Consider the following 18,887-nt stretch of genomic DNA (forward strand, 5'->3'; position numbering starts at 1 on the left):
GCCGGTTAGCCGGCGCCGCGTCTGCCGGGCGCGGCTACACCGTCGCGGTGAGCCAGTCGTGCAGAACCTTGCCCGCAGCCTCGGAATGCTGGGACAAGAGGGTGAAGTGATTGCCCGGGAGGCTCACCGAGGTGTGGCACAGATCGGCCGGGAACAGGCCCTCGGGTACCTCACCGGTCAGGCCGGAGAGCAGCTCGGACGCCCTGATGTGCAGGGTGGGCGCGCTGATCCGGCCGGGCCGCCAACCGTCGAACAGGCTCATGTAGTGACCCATGGCGCTCAGTTCATGGCCCTGCGGGGCCGACCTGCTGTCCGGGGTGAGCGGGCCGTCGCCACCGCCCAGCCGTGCCTGCTCCCGCATGAACCGGGCGCGCGCCTCGTCCACGTCCGACGCCGGCGGATAGTAGTCGAAGAGCACCACCGCCGCAGGCGGCCGGCCGAGGGATTCCAGGTAGGCGGCCAGCCCATGGGCGACCCACCCGCCGGACGAGTAGCCGACCAGTACGATCGCCTCCCGGTCTACCTGTTCGGCCAGAGCCCTGCGCTGCGCCTCGAAGAGGTCGGGAAGGCCGACGGGCAGCAGCTCGCCCTCAGCGAACCCCGGCGGCCGCAGGGTCCATACGTCCCGCCGTGCGGGCAGCGCGGGAGCGAGGAAGGAGTACGCCGCGTCCGAGATCGGCGCCACCGGCGCCGTCGTGCACACCAGCGGCGGCGTGTCACTCCCGGACATCAGCCGGGTGAGGACGGCGGTGGTGCCGTCCGTCTCCGCCTCGAAGGCGGGGCGCAGACGCGCCGCCATGCGCACCAGGCCCATCGCCTCGCCGGTTTGGCCGCTTTCGACCCCCTGCAGGTAGAGCGCGGCGATGCTGTCCCCGGGGGCCGCGGCGTCGTCGCGGGCGGGCGAGGGGGTAGGCGGGACCGGCTCCGCCTCGGCAAGGCGTTCCCCGATCAATTCGGCGAGGTCCATGACGGTGGGGTAGTTGAGGACATCGGTGAGCTGGACGTCCACTCCGGTGGATTCCACGATCCGGTTGCGCAGCGCCACGGCGGTCAGCGATTCGAAACCCAGGTCGCGGAAGGTGTCCTCGACCGGGACCTCCCCGGCCGAACGGTACTTGAGCACCACGGCGACATGGCCCGCGACCAGGTCCACCAGCGCCTGCTCACGTTCGGCGGGGGACAGGGCGGCCAGCCGCTCCGCCAGCGAACCGGGCGACTCGGCCGCCTGCGGCTGCGCGGTCGTGGGGACGAACGTCGGCAGCACCGGGTCCAGCCAGTAGCGTTCGCGCTGGAAGGCATAGCCGGGCAGTTCCGTCCGGCGGGCGCCCGTGCCATCGAAGACCGCGTGCCAGTCGATCCCGACCCCCGCCACGTGCGCCTCGGCCAGCGCGCACAGGAAGCGTCCCATGCCGCCTTCGTTGCGGCGCAGCGTTGCCAGGACGGAGGCGGAGACGCCACTGTCGTCCAGGGTCTCGCGGACGGCCGGAAGCAGCACCGGATGCGTACTCACCTCCAGCAGCAGCCGGTGCCCGTCGGCGATCAGGCTCGTCGTCGCCCGGTCGAAGCGGACCGGCTCGCGAAGGCTGCGGTACCAGTGGTCAGCGTCCAGCGGATGGCTCTCGGGCTCGATCAGCTTCCCCGTGAGCCCGGAGACGTACGGCACCTCCGCCGGCTTCGGAGCGATGGCCGACAGGTCGCTCAGGACCTGGTCGCGGATCTGTTCCACCTGCGGTGCATGCGACGCGTAGTCGACCGGGACGCGCTGCGCCCGTACGTCCCGTGCCGCGCACTCCGCCAGGAGTTCGGTGAGTGCCTCCGGGTCGCCGGAGACCACGGTGGACCGTGCGCCGTTCACCGCGCCGACGGTGAGCCGGCCCTTCCAGCGCGCCAGCATCTCTTCCACCTGCTGCTCGGGCAGCGCGACCGAGGCCATGCCACCGAGGCCGGACAGCTTCGTCAGCGCACGGCTCCTGAGCGCCGCCACCCGCATGGCGTCCGGCAGCGACAGCGCGCCGGCCACCCAGGCGGCGGCGATCTCGCCCTGGGAGTGCCCGGCGACCGCGGAAGGTGTCACACCATAGGAGCGCCAGAGTTCGGCCAGGGAGATCATCAGCGCCAGCAGGGTCGGCTGCAGCACATCCACCCGGTCCGTTGACGGGGCTCCCGCAGCGCCTCGCAGCACCTCGGTGAGCGACCAGTCGACGAACGGAGCCAGAGCGCTCTCGCACTCGGCCATCTTCGTGGCGAATACCTTGGAGGAGTCCAGCAACTCCGCGCCCATCGAGGCCCACTGGGTGCCCTGTCCGGGGAAGAGGAAGGCCGTGGTGGTGTTGGGGACGATGCGGCCGGTGATGGTGTCGGCGGAGGGTGTGCCGTCCGCGATGCGGGTGAGTTCGGTGATGAGCCCGTCGACGGTGGTGGCCAGGACGACGGCGCGGTGCGGGTGGTGGGCGCGGGTGGTGGCGAGGGAGTACGCGAGGTCCAGCAGGCCGGAGTCGGGGGTGAGGTGCTCCAGGAGCTGTCGGGCCTGGGCGACGAGGGCCTTGGGCGTGGTGCCGGAGAGGGCGAAGGGCAGCAGCGGGAGTGCGGTGCCACTGGCGGGCGCGGTGGCGGTCGCCGCCGGGGCGGCGTCGTCCGCGGGGGGCTCTTCGAGGATGAGGTGGGCGTTGGTTCCGCTGATGCCGAACGAGGACACGGCGGCGCGGCGGGGGCGGCCGGCGTCGGGCCAGGAGGTGTGCTCGGTGAGGAGTGCCAGCGGTGTGGCGTCCCAGTCGACGTGGGGGCTGGGTGCGGTGAGGTGCAGTGTCCTTGGGAGCTGGGCGTGTTGGATGGCGAGGATCATCTTGATGGTGCCGGCGATGCCCGCGGCGGCCTGGGCGTGGCCGAGGTTGGATTTGGCGGAGCCGATCCACAGGGGGCGGTCGCGCCGGGGGCCGAAGACGGGGTCCAGCGCGTGGGCTTCGATGGGGTCGCCGAGGGGGGTGCCGGTGCCGTGGGTCTCGATGGCGTCGATGTCGTGCGGGGTGAGGCGCGCGTCGGCCAGGGCGTCGTGGATGAGCTGCTGCTGGGCGTGGCGGCTGGGCGCGGTGAGCCCGTTGGAGGAGCCGTCCTGGTTGACGGCCGATCCGCGCAGGACGGCCAGTACGCGGTGGCCGGCTGCTCGGGCGTGGGAGAGGCGTTCGAGGACGATGAAGCCCGCCCCTTCGCTCCAGGAGGTGCCGTCGGCGTCGGCGGCGAAGGGCTTGCAGCGGCCGTCGGGCGCGAGGGCGTGCTGCTGGGAGAACTCGATGAAGCGGGCGGGGCCGGCCATCACGGTGACGCCACCGGCCAGGGCGAGGGTGGTTTCGCCGTTGCGGAGCGACTGGGCGGCGAGGTGGATGGCGACCAGGGAGGAGGAGCAGGCGGTGTCCAGGGTGATCGCGGGTCCCTGGAGGCCGAGGGTGTAGGAGAGCCGGCCGGACGCCACGCTGCTGGTGTTGGCGATGGACACCTGGCCGACGAGGTCCTCGGGTATCTGCTGGGCCTGGCTGGCGTAGTCGCCGTGGATGAGGCCGGTGAAGACGCCGGTGCGGGTGGACTGCAAGGTGGTGGGGTCGATCCCGGCGGATTCCAGCGCGTGCCAGGCGACTTCCAGCAGGATCCGCTGTTGGGGGTCCATGACCAGGGCTTCGCGGGGGCTGATACCGAAGAAAGCGGGATCGAAGTCGGCCGCGTCGGAAAGGAATCCGCCGTGGCGGACGTAGGTCTTCCCCGGTGGTGTGCTTTCACTGTCCGGGTCGTAGAGGCCGTCGGTGTCCCAGCCGCGGTCCTCGGGGAAGTCGGAGATCACGTCCCGGCCGTCGCGGAACACCTCCCACAGGTCCTGCGGGGAGCGGACCCCGCCGGGGAACCGGCAGCCCATTCCCACGACGACCACGGGATCGTCTGCCGCTGCGCGCTCGACCGCGCGCAGCCGCTCTCGGGTTTCGTACAGTTCGGCCGTCACACGCTGGAAGTATTCGACGAGCTTGGGGTCATTCGACATGTGGCACCGCTTTTGAGATCGAGATGGCAGGTGTGAATCGGGCTGTGCGGCCCTGGGCCCTGTCCGGGCGCTCTTCTCGGGCTTCTCCTCCGCCGTGCGACGAACCCGACGCCGCGGGCCGCTCCTCGAAGAGCGCCCGGACCGGCCCTAACCGCGTCCGAACTCGCGGTCCACGAAGTCGAACAGCTCGCTCAGCGTGGCCGACCGCAGGGTGTCCGAGTCGGGGGCGTCGGCGCTCGGGGCGTCTTCCAGTCCGGACAGCAGGGCGCGCAGCCGCGACCGGACGGTGGCGCGCAGCTCGTCGTCGTCCAGCGCCGACACGCTGCTCTCCAGCGTGCTGAGCTCCGCCAGGACGGTCGCAGTCCCCTCGGCCTCGGGCTGCGCAGGGCCAGAAGCGTTCGGGGCGATCTCCGCGCCGAGGTGCTCGGCGAGGGCGGCCGGCGTCGGCTGGTCGAACACGAGGGTGGCGGGCAACTGGAGCCCGGTCGCCCCGTTGATGCGGTTGCGCAGTTCCACGGAGGTCAGCGAGTCGAATCCCAGATCGCGGAAGCTGGCGTCCACCGGCAGGTCCTCGGCCGAGGCGTATCCCAGCACCGCGGCGACATGACCGCGGATCAGTTCGAGCAGCCTGCGGACTCGTTGCGCGGGTGGCAGGGCGCCCAGCCGCCGGGCCAGCGCCTCGGGGGACTCGGAGGGAGCGGAGGGCTGGCGGCCGCCCGCACTGCGGCGCACCGACGTCCGGACCATGCCCCGCAGCAGGGACGGGACGGACTCGCCGAGCCCGGCGACCACGGCGAGATCGAGCCGGACGGGAGCCAGCAGCACGCGGTCGGACTCCCGCGCCGCGTCCCACAGGGCCAGGCCCTGCGCGGCGGTCAGGCTCAGCACGCCCGTGCGGTTCATCCGCGCCCAGTCGGCGGCTGCCAGGCCGCCGGCCATGCCGCCGCCGGACGCCTCGTCCTGACCCGGAGCCCACAGGCCCCATGCCAGCGAGGTTCCCGCCAGCCCCTGGGCCGCCCGGTGGGCCATCAGCGCGTCCACGAAGGAGTTGGCCGCCGCGTAGGCGCCCTGCCCGGCCGCGCCGAAGATTCCCGCGGCCGACGAGAAGCACACGAACGAGGCCAGATCGAGGTCCCGCGTCAGCTCGTGCAGATGCCACGCCCCGTCCACCTTGGGCCGCAGGACCGTGTCGATCTGCTCGCCCGTCACCGACGCCACGACGCCGTCGGACAGCACGCCGGCGGCGTGGATCACCGCGGTCAGGGGGTGTTCGGCGGGGATGCCGGCCAGCACCCGCTCAACGTCACCCCGCTCGACGACGTCACCGGTGGCGACCGTCACCTCGGCTCCCTCGGCGGACAGCTCGGCCACCAGCTGGGCGGCGCCCGGGGTATCCGTGCCCCGGCGGCCGAGCAGCACCAGGTGCTTCGCGCCCTGCCGGACGAGGTGGCGTGCCATCAGCCCGCCCAGCCACCCCGTGCCACCGGTGATGAGAACCGTGCCTTGCGCCAAGGCCGGCCGGCGCGGGACGGTGAGCACCACCTTGCCCACGTGCTGGGCCTGGCTGACGTGCCGCAGCGCTTCCTTGGCCCGCCTGATGTCCCAGTCCCGGCGGGGCGGCGCGGTGAGCGCGCCCTCGCGGAACAGGGCGAACAGCTCGTGCAGCATCTCCTGGATCCGCGGCGCTCCCGCGGACGCGACCAGATCGAACGCCTGGTAGGTGATGCCGTACTGGGTGGCCATCTCGTCGGCGTCGCGGATGTCGGCCTTGCCGATCTCGATGAACCGTCCGCCTTCGACGAGCAGGCGCAGTGACGCGTCCAGGAACTCGCCGGTGAACGAGTTCAGGACCACGTCGACTCCCCGGCCACCGGTGGCCTCACGGAAGCTCTGCTCGAACTCGACGGTGCGCGAGGACGCGATGTGGGCGTCGTCCAGTCCGAGCCCGCGCAGGAAGTCCCACTTGCCGGGACTGGCGGTGGCGAACACCTCGACACCGAGGTGCCTGGCGATCTGGATGGCCGCGATGCCGACTCCGCCCGCGCCCGAGTGGATCAGTACGGACTCGCCCGGTCGCATCCCGGCGAGATCGGTGAGCCCGTAGTAGGCGGTCAGATAGGTGATCGGCACCGACGCGGCCAACTCGAACGACCAGTCCTGTGGCATCGGCGCGACCAGCCGGGCGTCGGTGACGGCGACCGGGCCCAGCGCGCCGGTGAAGACGCCCATCACGTGGTCGCCGGGGCGCAGGCCGGTCACCGCGGAACCGACCTCGCGGACCACACCCGCGGCCTCGGCTCCCGGAACGGCGCGGCCGGGATACATGGCCAGGGCGATCAGCACGTCGCGGAAGTTCACGCCCGCCGCGCGCACTTCCACCCGCACCTCGTCCGGTGCCAGGTCTTCAAGGACCTCGGGGCAGGGCAGCAGCGCGAGGTTGTCGAGCGCTCCCGGAGCGGTGGAGTCCAGACGCCATGCCCGTTCGCCGGCGGGGACGGGGAGCAGCGCGTCGGAGGTCACCGGGTGCAGCCGGGGGACGAGCGGTTCCCCCGCACGGAGCGCGAGCTGCGGTTCCCCCGCGCCCAGCGCGGTGGCGACCGCGGTCCGCACGGTGCTCGCCGGGACGGCGGGGTCGTCGACGTCCACGAGGAGCAGCCGGCCCGGGTTCTCGGCCTGCGCCGACCGGGCCATGCCCCACAGCGGTGCCCTGGTGAGGTCCACCGGGCCGCGTCCCGACGTGGTCACCGCGCCGCGGGTCAGCAGGACCAGGCGCGCCGCCGCGAACCGTTCGTCGGCCAGCCAGGCCGCGAGCTCTCCCGTCAGATCCGTGAGAGCGGTGCGTACCTGCCCCGGTACCTCCCCGGCGGCTTCGGTCGCCGGGGCGACAGGACGGAGCACCACCTCCGGTACGGGCAGGCCCATGTCGATGGCGGCGGCCAGCGACGCCAGGTCCGGGAAGGACTCCGCGCCCTCGAAGGAGTCGCCGATCACGGCCCATGGGGCGGCGGAGTCCGGCGCCGCCGCCGGGGGTGCCGGGACCCAGTCCAGCCCGAACAGCGACTCCTCGGCGCTGTGGCCCGTCAGCTGCGTCCGCTCCAGCGGAACCGGCCGCCAGGCCAGGGAGCCCACCGACGCCACGGGGAGGCCGTCGCTGTCGGCGAGGGTCAGTTCCACCTGCCCGTCGGCGCCCCGGATCCGTACCCGCAGTGCAGAGGCGCCCCAGGCGTGCAGCGACACCCCCGACCAGGAGAAGGGCATGCTGCCCGCTCCGTCGTCGACAGCCTGGAGGAACGGGCCGAGGCCGACCGCGTGCAACGCCGCGTCGAGCAGCGCCGGATGCATCGCGTAACGATCCGCCTCCCCGGCCGCGTCGGTGGGGAGCGAGATCTCGGCGAACAGTTCGGTGGCGCCCTGCGCGGTCTTCCTGCGCCATACCGTCCGCAGGCCCCGGAACGCGCCCTCGTAGGCGTAGGTGTGGGACGACTCGGGCTGGTCGTAGACCTCCGGGCCGGCGATCTCCTCGGACCCGGGCGGCGGCCACTCGACCAGTTCGGGTTCGGGGAGGGCGGCCCCCCGGACTGCCAGGAACCCGGCGGCGTGCGGCCGCCACCTCCCGCCGCCCGCGTACTGGGCGCTCTCGGGCTGCGAGAACACCCGTACCGAACGCCGCCCTGCCTCGTCCGGGGACCCGACCAGGATCTGGACGCGGACCGCGGCGTCCGGGGGCAGCACCAGCGGGGCTTCCAGGGTCAGTTCCTCGACCAGGTCGCAGCCGACCCGGTCACCGGCGCACAACGCCAGTTCGACATGGGCGGTGGCGGGAAGGATCACCGCGCCCATCACCTGGTGCCCGGCGAGCCACGGCTGGTCGCGCAGGGACAGCCGGCCGGTGAGCACCAGCCCCTCGCTGTCCGCCATCCCGAGCGCCGCACCCAGCAGGGGATGGCCGGCGTGGGACAGCCCCGCGGATTCCACGTCGGCGGCGCCGGTGGTCGGGGCGAGCCAGTACCGCTCCCGCTGGAACGCGTAGGTCGGCAGCTCGATCCCGCGCTGCGCGGCGGCGGCGAACACCGCGTTCCAGTTCACCTCGACGCCGTGGGTGTGCAGCGCGCCCAGAGCCAGGACGACGCTCTCGGCCTCGTCCCGGTCCTTGCGCAGCGCAGGTACGGCCACGGACTCCCCGGCGGCCCCGCCCCCCTGCGCCAGTGCGGAGAGCACGCCGTTCGGACCGAGTTCCAGCAGGGTGTCGACGCCCCGGGCGTGTACGGTCCGCAGACCGTCGTGGAAGCGCACGGTCCGGCGCACGTGGTCCACCCAGTAGCGTGGTGAACGCAGCTCCTCCGCCGAGGCCACCTCACCGGTGAGGTTCGACACCACGGCGATTTCGGGTTCCTGGAAGTCCAGGCCCTGCACGACCTCGGCGAAGTCCGCGAGCATCGGCTCCATGTGGGGGGAGTGGAAGGCGTGGCTGACCGTCAGCCGCTTGGTGCGGCGGCCCTCTTCGGCCCACAGCCGTTCCAGCCGTGCCACTTCCTCCTCATCACCGGAGAGCACCACGGAGTCCGCGGAGTTCACCGCCGCGACGGCTATCCGGTCCTCACGGCCCGCCAGCAGCGGCATGACCTCGTCCTCCGAGGCCCGCACCGACAGCATCGCGCCACCGGCGGGCAGCGCCTGCATCAGCCGGCCGCGGGCCGCGACGAGACGGCACGCCTCCTTCAGCGACCACAGCCCGGCCACATGTGCCGCGGAGATCTCGCCGATGGAGTGCCCGAGCAGGACCTTCGGCCGTACGCCCCAGGACTGGAACTGGCGGAACAGGGCGACCTCGACCGCGAACAGCCCCGCCTGTGCGTAGTCGGTCCGGTCCAGCAGCGCCGACTCCTCGGAGCCGGCGGGAGCGAAGAGCACGTCCCGCAGCGGCCGTTCCAGGTGCCCGTCCAGCTCCTCGCACACCGCGTCGAAGGCGGTCGCGAAGGCGGGGTACGCCTCGGCCAGCTGCTGTCCCATGCCCGGCCGCTGAGAGCCTTGGCCGGTGAACAGTATGCCGAGCGACCCGGCCGCGGCCACGCCCTCGATCACCTGTGCGCCCGGTGTCCCCTCGGCGAGATGGCGCAGCCCGGCAGTGAGGGCGGCCCGGTCCTGTCCCAGCACCACGGCCCGGTGGCGGAAGCTGCTGCGAGTGGTGGCCAGAGACCAGCCCAGTTCCGCCGGGTCCGGCGCGTCCGGCCGTTGATCGGAACGCTCGACGAAGGCCAGCAGCCGCTCGGCCTGGGCCCGTAGGGCCCGCTCGCTCCTGCCCGAGACCAGCCACGGCACGAGCGGCAGGGGGTCCGCCACGCCGGGGGCCTTCTCGGGCGGTTCCTCGCTGGCCCCGTACTCGGCGGGCGGCTCTTCCAGGATGACATGGGCGTTGGTGCCGCTGATGCCGAACGACGAGATGGCGGCGCGGCGCGGTCCGTCCGTGCGGGGCCACTCGACAGGCTCCGTCAGCAGGCTGACCGAGCCGACTCCCCACGCCACCTTCGGTGTAGGGACATCGACATGGAGGGTCTGGGGCAGCAGGCCGTTCCGCATCGCCATGATCATTTTTATGGCGCCGGCGACGCCCGCGGCGGCCTGTGTGTGGCCGATGTTGGACTTCACCGAGCCCAGCCACAGCGGCCGGTCCGTCGGCCGGTCCTGACCGTAGGTCGCGACCAGCGCCTCTCCTTCGATCGGGTCACCCAGTGCGGTGCCCGTGCCGTGTGCTTCCACTACGTCGACGTCGCGCGGCGTCAGGCCCGCGTCGGCCAGCGCCGCCCGGATCACCCGGCGCTGCGCTGCTGCGTTGGGCGCGGACAGGCCGTTGCTCGTGCCGTCCTGGTTGACCGCCGAACCCCGGAGAGTGGCCAGCACCCGGTGGCCGTGGCGGCGCGCGTCCGACAGGCGCTCCAACAGCAGCAGCCCGGCGCCCTCGGCCCAGACCGCTCCGTTCGCCGCGCCCGCGAAGGACTTGGACCGAGCGTCGGGCGACGTCACGCCCTGCCCGCAGAATTCCACGAAGGTGGCTGGAGTGCTCATGACGGTCACCCCACCCGCCAGCGCCAGGGAGCACTCGTCCTCACGCAGTGCCTGCGCGGCCAGATGGAGCGCCACCAGCGACGAGGAACACGCGGTGTCGATGGTGACGGCCGGTCCCTCGAAGCCGAAACAGTACGAAACCCGGCCGGAGATGACGCTGGTGCTGTTTCCGGTGATGCCGTGCGGCGAGTACTCCTTCGAGGCCTTCCACAGCGTCTCGTAGTCGTGGCCGGATGCCCCCACGAAGACCCCGGTGCCGCTGTCGCGCAGGGACTCCGGGTCGATTCCGGCGGCTTCCAGGGTTTCCCAGGCGACCTCCAGCAGCACCCGCTGCTGAGGGTCCATCACCAGTGCCTCTCGTGGCGAGATGCCGAAGAAACCGGCGTCGAAGTGGCCGGCCTCGGAGAGGAAGCCCCCTTCGCGCACATACGACCGGCCCGACTTGCCCGCCTCCGGGTCGGGGTCGTATAGCTTCTCGACATCCCAGTGCCGGTCGTCGGGGAACTTCGATATCGTGTCATCGCCGCGTTCGACCAGATCCCACAGATCCGTTGCGGACCCCACGCCGCCGGGGTAACGGCAACCCATTCCGATGATGGCGATGGGGTCGTCATTTCGCTTCTCGACCTCGTGCAGTCGTTCTCGAGTGCGGAGCAGCTCGGCCGTCACCTGCTTCAGATATTGCCGAATCTTGTCGTCTTCTGTCGACACTGGGTCTCCTGGCACGGTTCGAGGCGGAAGGCGAAGGTGAATTGCGCCACGCAAAGAGAGAGGCGAAAATGCGCACGCGAAAATAACGGCTGCAGATGTGCAGTGCGAAACCGTGAAATGTGGGGGTGAAGATGAAAGCGAGAGAGCCCGGGGATTTAAGGGCGGCGGCGGACGGTCATGCTCTGCAGACCGCGGGCGACGACATGCGGCCGATAGGTCAGCGAATCCTCGTCCACCGTAAAGTCGGTGAGCCGTTCAGCGAATGCCTTGAGGGCAATCTCCGCCTCCAGCTTGGCCAGGCTGGCACCGAGGCAGAAATGCGGCCCGGCGCCGAAAGCGAGCCCGATCCCCTTGGTCTTCCGGTTGCCCTGGAAACGGTCGGCCTGGGGGAATTCCGCCTCGTCGCGGTTGCCGGCGGCCAGCAGCAGGATCACGATCGTCCCCGGCTCGACGTCTATCTCGCCGACACATGTGGAGGACAGCGCGACCCGTGCCGTGACATGCACCGGTGCGTCGTACCGCAGAACCTCCTCGACCAGCAGCGGGGCGATCGATGGGTCGTCGCGCAACAGCGACAACTGGTCCGGGTATCGCGACAGTATGAGCATCCCGCTGGAGATGAGGTTGGTGACGGACTCATGAGCCGCGGCGAAAAGGTTGAGGAGCACATTGGTCACCTCATGCCTGGTCAGCGAATGCCCCTCCTCCTCCGTCTGGATCAGACTGGAGATCAGGTCCTCGCCGGGCTTCTTGCGCCGTTTGTGGATCAGGTCGGCGAAGTAGGCGTGTATCGCCATGGAGGTCCTGTCGAAGCCGGCCAACTGCTCCGCCGAGAACATCTCCGAGTTGCGGAAGGCGGCCACCAGCGTGGGCAGCTCGGTCGCGAGCGCCAACTGGTCGGACCACTCCTTCAGCATGGGCACATCGCTCGGCGGAAGATCCATCAGCTCGCAGATGGTGCCCATCGACAACCGGTTCGCATAGTCACGGACCCCGTCGAAGGAGTCCTTGTCCGCGATCTCGGAGATCGCGCCGTCGACGAGGCCCTGGATCCAGGGTTCATACCGGGCCGTGATACGGGGCGTGAAGGCCTTGGAGATCAAGCGCCGCTTGCGGGGGTGGTCGGGCGGATCCATGAAGAAGATGGAGTCGAGGACCGGCGCTTCGGATTGCGGAAGCACCCCCTTGAGCCAGGACGATTTCAGGGTGTCGCTGCCCAGGGCCGGATTGCGCATCGCCGCTAAGCAGCTGCGGTAATCCCCGACGATCACCAGACCCTCATCCACTCGGAGAGGGCTGGACTCGCGGAGTTCTGCGTGAATCCCGTAGGGATCGGGGCGGACCTGAGGATCCAGCAAAGCATGGAGCGGATTGGTCTGGATATTGTCGATCACAAAAGCATTGCTCACGTGCTGGGTTCCTCTGTAATCGTTCGTCCCGGCCGGGATCCTGCAGGAAAGTACTCGTTGAAGTATAGGGGGTGCATACGGGTGAGGGCGCACAGCGAAAGGCAGAGTGCTGCGTATCACGTTACGTGCGAGTAGTTATTGATCAGAAAAGCAATGGGTTCCCGTTCAGGACGTAGCCGACGTGTGAGCCGCCGAAGTAGCCGCGGACGATGTGAGGCTGTCGCTGGAGTCGTGACCCACCGCCGGCTGCGCGCCTTGGGCCTGAGACCCGGCGGCCACCACGGCACTCGTATGACACCGCGGGTTACGCAGGGCCAGGTTCTGCCGCATCGAATTGGCAGTCCCGACTCTGCTGACTGAAAAAGGTCTGCGTGCCTTGATCCGGGAATGGCGGCCGGAGGAGATATTCACACCTACATGTCACCAATGCGGCTGCCCCGAAATGACATGGGTGTGGTGATCTCAGCGGATGATCCGAAGTGGATCGAACCGTTTTCCGGGTTGACCGAGGTGCAGTTCGCCAGGCTGGTGGCGTTGGTGCGGCGTCGTGGCGGCGACGTTCAGCGGGGCCGCCCCTGGCGGCTGCCGCTGGCAGCCCGCGTCCTGTTGGCGGCCACGTACTGGCGCACGAACCTCACGTTGCGGCAGGTGGCACCACTGTTACTTCAGCGACACCACGCGCTCTTGTGCCGGCTCCACCTTGAACGCATCGACCACCTCGGCGCGATCGGCGAGCTGTCCGCGCGGATCGAGGAGGAGATACTCCCTTTCTGCCGCGAGCTTGAGCTGTTGCAGACCATCCCCGGCGTCGGCCAGGGCGTCGCTGAAGTCCTCATCGCGCAGACCGGCGGTGACATGGCCCGCTTCGCGACCGCATGCCACCTCGCCTCGTGGGCCGGAGTCTGCCCTGGCCACCACGAATCCGCCGGCAAGCACAAATCCGGCAGACGACGCCACCACCTGAACACAGCCCACCAGTCACCTCACTGACCTGGGATCAGCTTTCATTTTCGGACCAGACCCGGAAGAACAGCTGGACGCTGGCGGAGGAAGCCGGCCACGAGGGTCCGGACCGTATCCACCGGATGCTGAACCGGATCGAGTGGGACGCGGATGAGGTGCTCGACGACGTGCGACAGGAAATACCCCGCTGCCTTGTGTGATCGAGGCTCACGACCGGGTGGGTGGGCCAGCTCTTGAACGACTGGCCCACCTCAGGACCGCGTCACGGAATCAGTCGGTGCAGTCTCCCGCCTGCACTGGCCGGGGCTTGGCGAGGGACACCTGATCCTTAACCGTCGCGTCGGAGGATCCCTTTACCGGGGAGGTCGCCGTGAAGTCTGTAATGGCCCAGTAATGGTGGCCGTGGCCCTCCATGGGTCCGGTGCCAGTGTGCTCGTAGTCGATCCACAGCACGCCAGTGACTTGCTGACGTTGGTAACGGTGCTGCAGATGTGCCTTGTAGCCCTTGGGGACGAACGCGGTGAAGCTCTGCGTCGTACCGGTCGACGAACCCCAGGTGTGCTGGAAGTTTGTATCGATCGAGACCTGGACCAGCTCGCTGAGCCCGATCTCGACACTGGCACCGACTGTCACACTGTTGGACGTGGTGTATTCGTTGTGGTCACTCCATTCGATGTTGTTGAGGTCACCGCCTCCGCCGTAACAATTGGTGTAGTCGGAGGTCAGCGGCTCCCATTTCCCGAACCCCACGACCTCGGGCTCGCCGTATGGGTAGAAGCCGCACGACACCCCAGGCGCGTCGGCCTGCCTGTCGACCGCACAGTCCTCGACTATCTGTTGTGCAGTGATCTGGGTCTCGCTCGGGGTCTCCGGGTAAGTCTCCTCCGGGCCACCGAAGACGGTGCCGTTCTCCAAGCAGACGTACATGTCCCCACAGAACGTGGGAGTCTCGGCGGAGGCGGTCCCGGCAGCCACGGCGCCAAAGGAAAGAGTGGCTGTCGTGAGCGCGATCAGCCGGGCCTTGCGATGTGTCATGGACGGTCTCTTCCTAGTCGATTCCCCACTGAGCACCAGGGCACTGCCCCGCCCCGCACGTTCCGACGACGGCGCCAATTGAGTGGCTGTGGGTGGACACGCCCCGCCTGAATTCCTGTACGCGGCCGGGGCAGCGGGTGGGGGGGCTTGTGGCCAAAGTGCCGCTACGTAACGGGGGTTGACGCCAGGATGACAGGTTGCCATGGACGCTGACGGCAGATCCAAGGTCACTGTGAACCTACGGGCAGCGGGACCGCCCCATTGGGCAGTGGTGGGGGCGCTGAGCCCTGTCACACTGTCGGGCCGAGTATGAGGATCTACGCGAACCACCGGTTACCGGCCATAGTCTCACTGTGTATGGCGTACTTCCGCTTTCGCTCAGCTTCCGTGAGGTCGACGAGCACCTACTCGAACGCGGACTGGCCGTCTCCAACGAGACCATTCGTTGCTGGTGCCTTAAGTTCGGGCAGGAACAGCCAACGCGCTGCGCCGTAGGTGTCCGCGGCGTGGTGTTACTGACTTCAGCTCGGTGGGGTGAATCGTCGCGAAGTCCCTGATGGGTGTGAGTGGGTGACTGTATCCGTGGTGGGATGAGATATGCGGATGGCGGCGGGCTGACTCCGAGGGGGCCTCAGCGTCGGGAGTCGTTACGGATGCAGGCAGCTGTACTGCTCGAGCAGCAGATCAAGCCGTCGGAAGTCACTCGGCGGCTGCGGGTGAGCGTGAAGTCGGTTTATCAGTGGCATCAGTTGCGGCGGGACGGTGGTGTTCAGGCGCTGGCTTCCCGGGGGCCGAGCGGGTCACGGTGCCGTCTGTCCCCGCGGTGTCTGGACAAGCTGGCTGTGTATCTGGAGGAGGGGCCGGCCGCGCATGGCTGGGTCGAGGACCAGGTGTGGACCGCATCGAGGGTGGCCACCCGCTGATCGGCAGGAAGTTCCACGTCTCCTGCAGCGTCTCGGGCGCCGCGCCACCCGGTTGATGCACCGGCTCGGGTTCGCCCCGCAGGTTCCCGCCCGGCGGGTTGCTATTTCCCTAAATCACGTATCTGTGTCGGATCGTGTGAACTTCCGGACTGTGTCTGCGTGTTGACGAGGATCGTGCCTGGTGTGCGCCGCGTGCGCGGCGTCGGTGTCAGGGGGGTGCTCTATGGGCGGGGTGGAAGCGCTTGGCTCCAGCGGTGCGGTTTCCCGGGCGGAGATGTCCTTTGTGGTGGGGGAGCGGCGGCTGGGTCGTGAGTAGGCGGTGTCCCGGTTGCTGGCACCGGACGGGCGCGGGGAGCTGACGACAGAGCATGTGCGGCTGGTCGCGTCGTCGGCGGGGGGTGTCATTCCGGACGGTGTGGGGGCGTACGGGTCCGGTTCAGCGGGAGCGTTTCCGTATCACTGATGACTTGCATGGGCGTCTGGTGGCGTGGTGCGGGAACGCGGCCGCGGTGCACCGGGATCTGGTGGCCGAGGCTGCGCGGGCGCGCGCCGAGGGCAATCAGGTGCCCGATGTGCCGTCGTTGGCGACGCTGCATCGGGCGATCCGCCTCGACCTCAACCCCGGGCAGCGTGCGGCGCTTGCGGTCGGGGAGCCGGCCCGGCGGCGTCACGATGTGCATCTGTGGCGGCCGAGGCTGTGGCGGAATGCCTGCCGGGAGGCGGATCATAAGCATGTGTCGGTCGAGGTGTTGCTGGACGGCGAGTTGGTGTTCCCGTGGGTGACATGGTTCATCGACTGTGCGACCGAGGTGATTCCGGGTGCGGCGATCACGCCGCATCAGCCCTCGAGGGACGCGATCCTGGCCGGGCCGCGTTGCGGATCGCGCTGGTAAGGGATGAGGAGCCCGACGGGCCCGTACGGGCCCGTCGGTGGCCTGCCCTCGCTGGTGCGTATCGTCCGCGGCGCCGACTTCCTCTCCGCGACGGTCTCCGATGCGTTGGGGTATTTCGCGGTGCCGGTGCAGGACCTGCCCGCCTACCGGCCGGATTTGAAGGGGTCGATCGAGAATCTGAACCGGTGCGCGGAGCGGATGCGTTGAGGCTGCGCCCCGGCGCCCGCCCCGGCCGCGTGGACGAGGCGACTGCGCTGCCGTTCGCCGAGTTCGTCCGTCTGCTGCTGGAGTGGATCACGTGGTGGAACACCGAGCACTCCTCGCAGGCCCTTGAAGGGCGTAGGCCGCTTGAGGCGTGGCGGGCCGACCCGACCCCCGTCGAGGACGTGGACCGCTGTCTGCGGCACCGGTTCACGCTCGCCGACGACGGCCGTTGGGTCTGCCCTCGTATCGTGGAGTCGTGACCGTAGGGGTAGTTGAGGGTCAGGGCGGAGAAGGCAAACGCCTCAAGACTGACGCGCGCGAAGCGCACTTTACGCCACAGACCACCTCTGAACGCCCACTCAGGGACGGGCCGACCGTCCCGCCAGCTCAAGCGCGAGTTCGACCTTCCCGGCATCCAAAAGTCCGCCGAGGAAGAGAGCACGGACGCCTCGCAACAGCGCGTCCAGGTCCACCCGGTCCGGCGCCGCGAGGCTGTGCAGCATGTAGCCGTGGATCAGGGCCAGGAAGGCCCCGGTGTCAGCGTTGTCGTCACCCAGACTGGCCGCGGCCGCGGCCGCGACGCCACGCCCCATGTCGACCGCCTCGACCACGACCTGCCGAAGTTCGGGAGCGCGGGCGGCGTGCAGGAATGCTTCGATGAAGGCCATGGCTTCGACACGGGGCAGAGCGCCTGCGGCCGCCGCGAACGCGGCCGCCACCTCATCAGGGCTGCTGTCCTGCTGTTTCAGCTTCTCGGCGAGGACGCCCATGCTCTCCGCGTCGGCGGCGACCCTCGTCCGGAGCGCCTCGACTGCCAGATCGTCGATCGACTCGAAGAAGTAGCCGACGGTCGCCAGCGGCAGCCCGGCCCGTTCCGTCACCGCCCGGTGGGTGACGCCCGCCATCCCCTTTTCTGCAGTCACTTCGACGGCCGCCTGCATCAAGGCGGCCCGTCGTCGCTGCGCGTTCTCACCATGGCGTCGCTTCATGGAGCCATCTTAAAGTCTGTAAGAAGTTCTAGACTTCTTGTCGGCTTGCTCCTAGCGTGACGCCATGAACAAGCCGACCCGCGTCCACGCCTTCACCGACGACGCCCTGGCCGACCACGACGCCGTTGCCCTCGCCGCCCTCATCCGCAGCGGGGAGCTCAGCGTGCAGGAGGTCGAGGCCGCAGCGATAGCACGGATCCAGCACGTCGACCCGTTCCTGGCCGCCACCGCCTACACGGCCTACGCGACACCCCGACGCTCCAGCAATACCGAGGCTCCCCTCTACGGCGTACCGACACTGGTGAAGGACAACACCGATGTCGACGGCATGCCGACCAACTACGGGACCGACGCCTTTCACGCCAAGCCCGCCGCCCGGACCGGCCGCTACGCCCAACAGCTGATGGGAACCGGTCTTACAGTCCTGGGCAAGAGCCGCACACCGGAGTTCGGGTTCAATGCCACGAGCGAATTCCGCAGCGCACCTCCCATCCGCAACCCCTGGAACACGACCCGCTCCATCGGCGCCTCGTCCGGCGGGGCAGCCGCGCTGGTGGCCACGGGCGCCCTGCCGATCGCGCACGCCAACGACGGTGGCGGATCCATCCGCATTCCCGCCGCGGCCGCCGGCCTGATCGGTCTCAAGCCTTCCCGAGGCCGGCATCGCGACGGAGAGCTGGCCCGCACCATGCCGATCAACATCGTCTCCGAAGGGGTCCTGACGCGCACAGTCCGCGACACCGCCGCCTACATCGCTGCGGCTGAGGGATACTGGCGCAATCCCCGCCTCGCGCCGATCGGGCTGGTGGAGGGCCCGGCCCGAAGGCGCCTGCGCGTCGGCCTGCTCCTGACCTCGGTCACCGACGCCGTCGTCGACGAGCAGACTAGGAACGCAGTGGAACACACGGCCCGGCTGCTTGAAGCCCAGGGGCACGTCGTCGAACCCATCTCGATGCCTGCAGCAGACGATTTCGGCACAGACTTCATCACCTACTGGACCCTCCTAGCGGGGGTGATCGGAGGTGCGGGAAGGTTCATGTTCGACCGCTCCTTCGACACCACGCTCCTCGACGGGCTGACCAAGGGACTCCGCAGGCAGTTCACCCGAGGAGGATGGGTCAAGGTGCCGGGAGCGGTGAGGCGGTTGCGCCGCGCCGCCTACATCTATGCCCGGGCTTTCGACCGTCATGAGCTGATCGTCTCCCCCGTCCTCGCACACGTGCCCCCGCCACTCGGCCACATTGGCCCTGAGGTCCCCTACGACGAGCTCCTCAACCGGCTCCAGCAGTACATCGCCTTCACCCCCCTGCAGAACATCGCGGGCACACCGGCCCTCTCGCTCCCCATGGGCATGGCCGAAGAGGGCGTACCGATAGGTGTCCACTTGGCTGCCGCGCACGGCGACGAACGCGTTCTTCTGGAAGTCGCCTTTGCCCTCGAGGAGCAGACGGCGTGGCCCTCGCTCCGACCGTCGGCGGGGGAGTGTCTAATCAACGGCGGATCCGATGATCAAGGAGAATCTCAATGATCGTGTCAAGCCGCTTGCGTGACTGGCGGGGCGGGGGTGACAGAGAGTCGTCCAACACCCCCTCACCACTACCGTCCGTCGCCGAGGTGCTGCCCGTTGCAGCCCCGGTCCGCCTGGAGGCGGGATCGTCTGATACCGCGTCTTA

At 69.5% G+C, this 18,887-nt stretch carries 10 protein-coding genes and 3 pseudogenes; 8 read left to right on the plus strand and 5 right to left on the minus strand.

Annotated elements, in window-relative coordinates:
• Positions 1-34 precede the first annotated feature (34 nt).
• The 3 genes and pseudogenes from OG331_RS50500 to OG331_RS50510 all read right to left on the minus strand — a co-directional run bounded on the left by OG331_RS50500 (position 35) and on the right by OG331_RS50510 (position 12,207).
• Positions 35-4,024 (minus strand): type I polyketide synthase, encoded by a 3,990-nt coding sequence (locus OG331_RS50500; protein WP_406190999.1) that lies wholly within the window; start codon positions 4,022-4,024, stop codon positions 35-37.
• A gap of 147 nt (positions 4,025-4,171) precedes the next feature.
• Positions 4,172-10,777, minus strand: a pseudogene (locus OG331_RS50505) (SDR family NAD(P)-dependent oxidoreductase); the annotation flags it as partial.
• A 176-nt stretch (positions 10,778-10,953) separates the two neighbouring features.
• Complete coding sequence (locus OG331_RS50510) at positions 10,954-12,207, minus strand: cytochrome P450 (RefSeq protein WP_406190998.1); 1,254 nt, start codon at positions 12,205-12,207, stop codon at positions 10,954-10,956.
• 447 nt (positions 12,208-12,654) lie between these two features.
• On the opposite strand from OG331_RS50510, the pseudogene OG331_RS50515 reads away from it, so the two are divergent.
• From OG331_RS50515 to OG331_RS50525, 3 genes and pseudogenes are all read left to right on the plus strand, one after another.
• Positions 12,655-12,867 (plus strand): annotated as a pseudogene (locus OG331_RS50515) (IS5/IS1182 family transposase); the annotation flags it as partial.
• Positions 12,856-13,197, plus strand: a complete 342-nt coding sequence (locus tag OG331_RS50520; protein ID WP_406209587.1) for a transposase — start codon at positions 12,856-12,858, stop codon at positions 13,195-13,197. The pseudogene OG331_RS50515 and the gene OG331_RS50520, both read left to right, overlap by 12 nt.
• 32 nt (positions 13,198-13,229) lie before the next feature.
• Positions 13,230-13,352: pseudogene (locus OG331_RS50525) on the plus strand (IS701 family transposase); the annotation flags it as partial.
• Between the two features lie 88 nt (positions 13,353-13,440).
• Here OG331_RS50525 and OG331_RS50530 read toward each other — a convergent pair.
• A complete protein-coding gene (locus OG331_RS50530) occupies positions 13,441-14,205 on the minus strand; it encodes a hypothetical protein (protein ID WP_406190996.1) in 765 nt (254 codons plus the stop codon).
• A gap of 653 nt (positions 14,206-14,858) precedes the next feature.
• Between OG331_RS50530 and OG331_RS50535 the strand changes: the two genes are divergently transcribed.
• From OG331_RS50535 to OG331_RS50550, 4 genes are all read left to right on the plus strand, one after another.
• A complete protein-coding gene (locus OG331_RS50535) occupies positions 14,859-15,128 on the plus strand; it encodes a helix-turn-helix domain-containing protein (RefSeq protein WP_406209530.1) in 270 nt (89 codons plus the stop codon).
• 509 nt (positions 15,129-15,637) lie between these two features.
• On the plus strand, positions 15,638-16,021 hold the full coding sequence (locus OG331_RS50540; protein WP_406190992.1) for a hypothetical protein: 384 nt from the start codon (positions 15,638-15,640) through the stop codon (positions 16,019-16,021).
• A gap of 3 nt (positions 16,022-16,024) precedes the next feature.
• The gene (locus OG331_RS50545) at positions 16,025-16,228 is read left to right on the plus strand and encodes a hypothetical protein (protein ID WP_406190990.1); all 204 of its coding nucleotides are present in this window, start codon (positions 16,025-16,027) and stop codon (positions 16,226-16,228) included.
• A complete protein-coding gene (locus tag OG331_RS50550; protein ID WP_406190988.1) occupies positions 16,207-16,485 on the plus strand; it encodes a hypothetical protein in 279 nt (92 codons plus the stop codon). The genes OG331_RS50545 and OG331_RS50550 overlap by 22 nt, the downstream gene beginning before the upstream one ends.
• Positions 16,486-16,584: 99 nt before the next feature.
• On the opposite strand, the gene OG331_RS50555 is transcribed toward OG331_RS50550, so the two are convergent.
• Positions 16,585-17,214, minus strand: a complete 630-nt coding sequence (locus OG331_RS50555; protein WP_406190986.1) for a TetR/AcrR family transcriptional regulator — start codon at positions 17,212-17,214, stop codon at positions 16,585-16,587.
• Between the two features lie 64 nt (positions 17,215-17,278).
• On the opposite strand from OG331_RS50555, the gene OG331_RS50560 reads away from it, so the two are divergent.
• The gene (locus OG331_RS50560) at positions 17,279-18,742 is read left to right on the plus strand and encodes an amidase (RefSeq protein WP_406190984.1); all 1,464 of its coding nucleotides are present in this window, start codon (positions 17,279-17,281) and stop codon (positions 18,740-18,742) included.
• Positions 18,743-18,887: the final 145 nt, after the last annotated feature.

Source organism: Streptomyces sp. NBC_01017, from assembly GCF_045162795.1.
Lineage (GTDB): Bacteria > Actinomycetota > Actinomycetes > Streptomycetales > Streptomycetaceae > Streptomyces > Streptomyces machairae.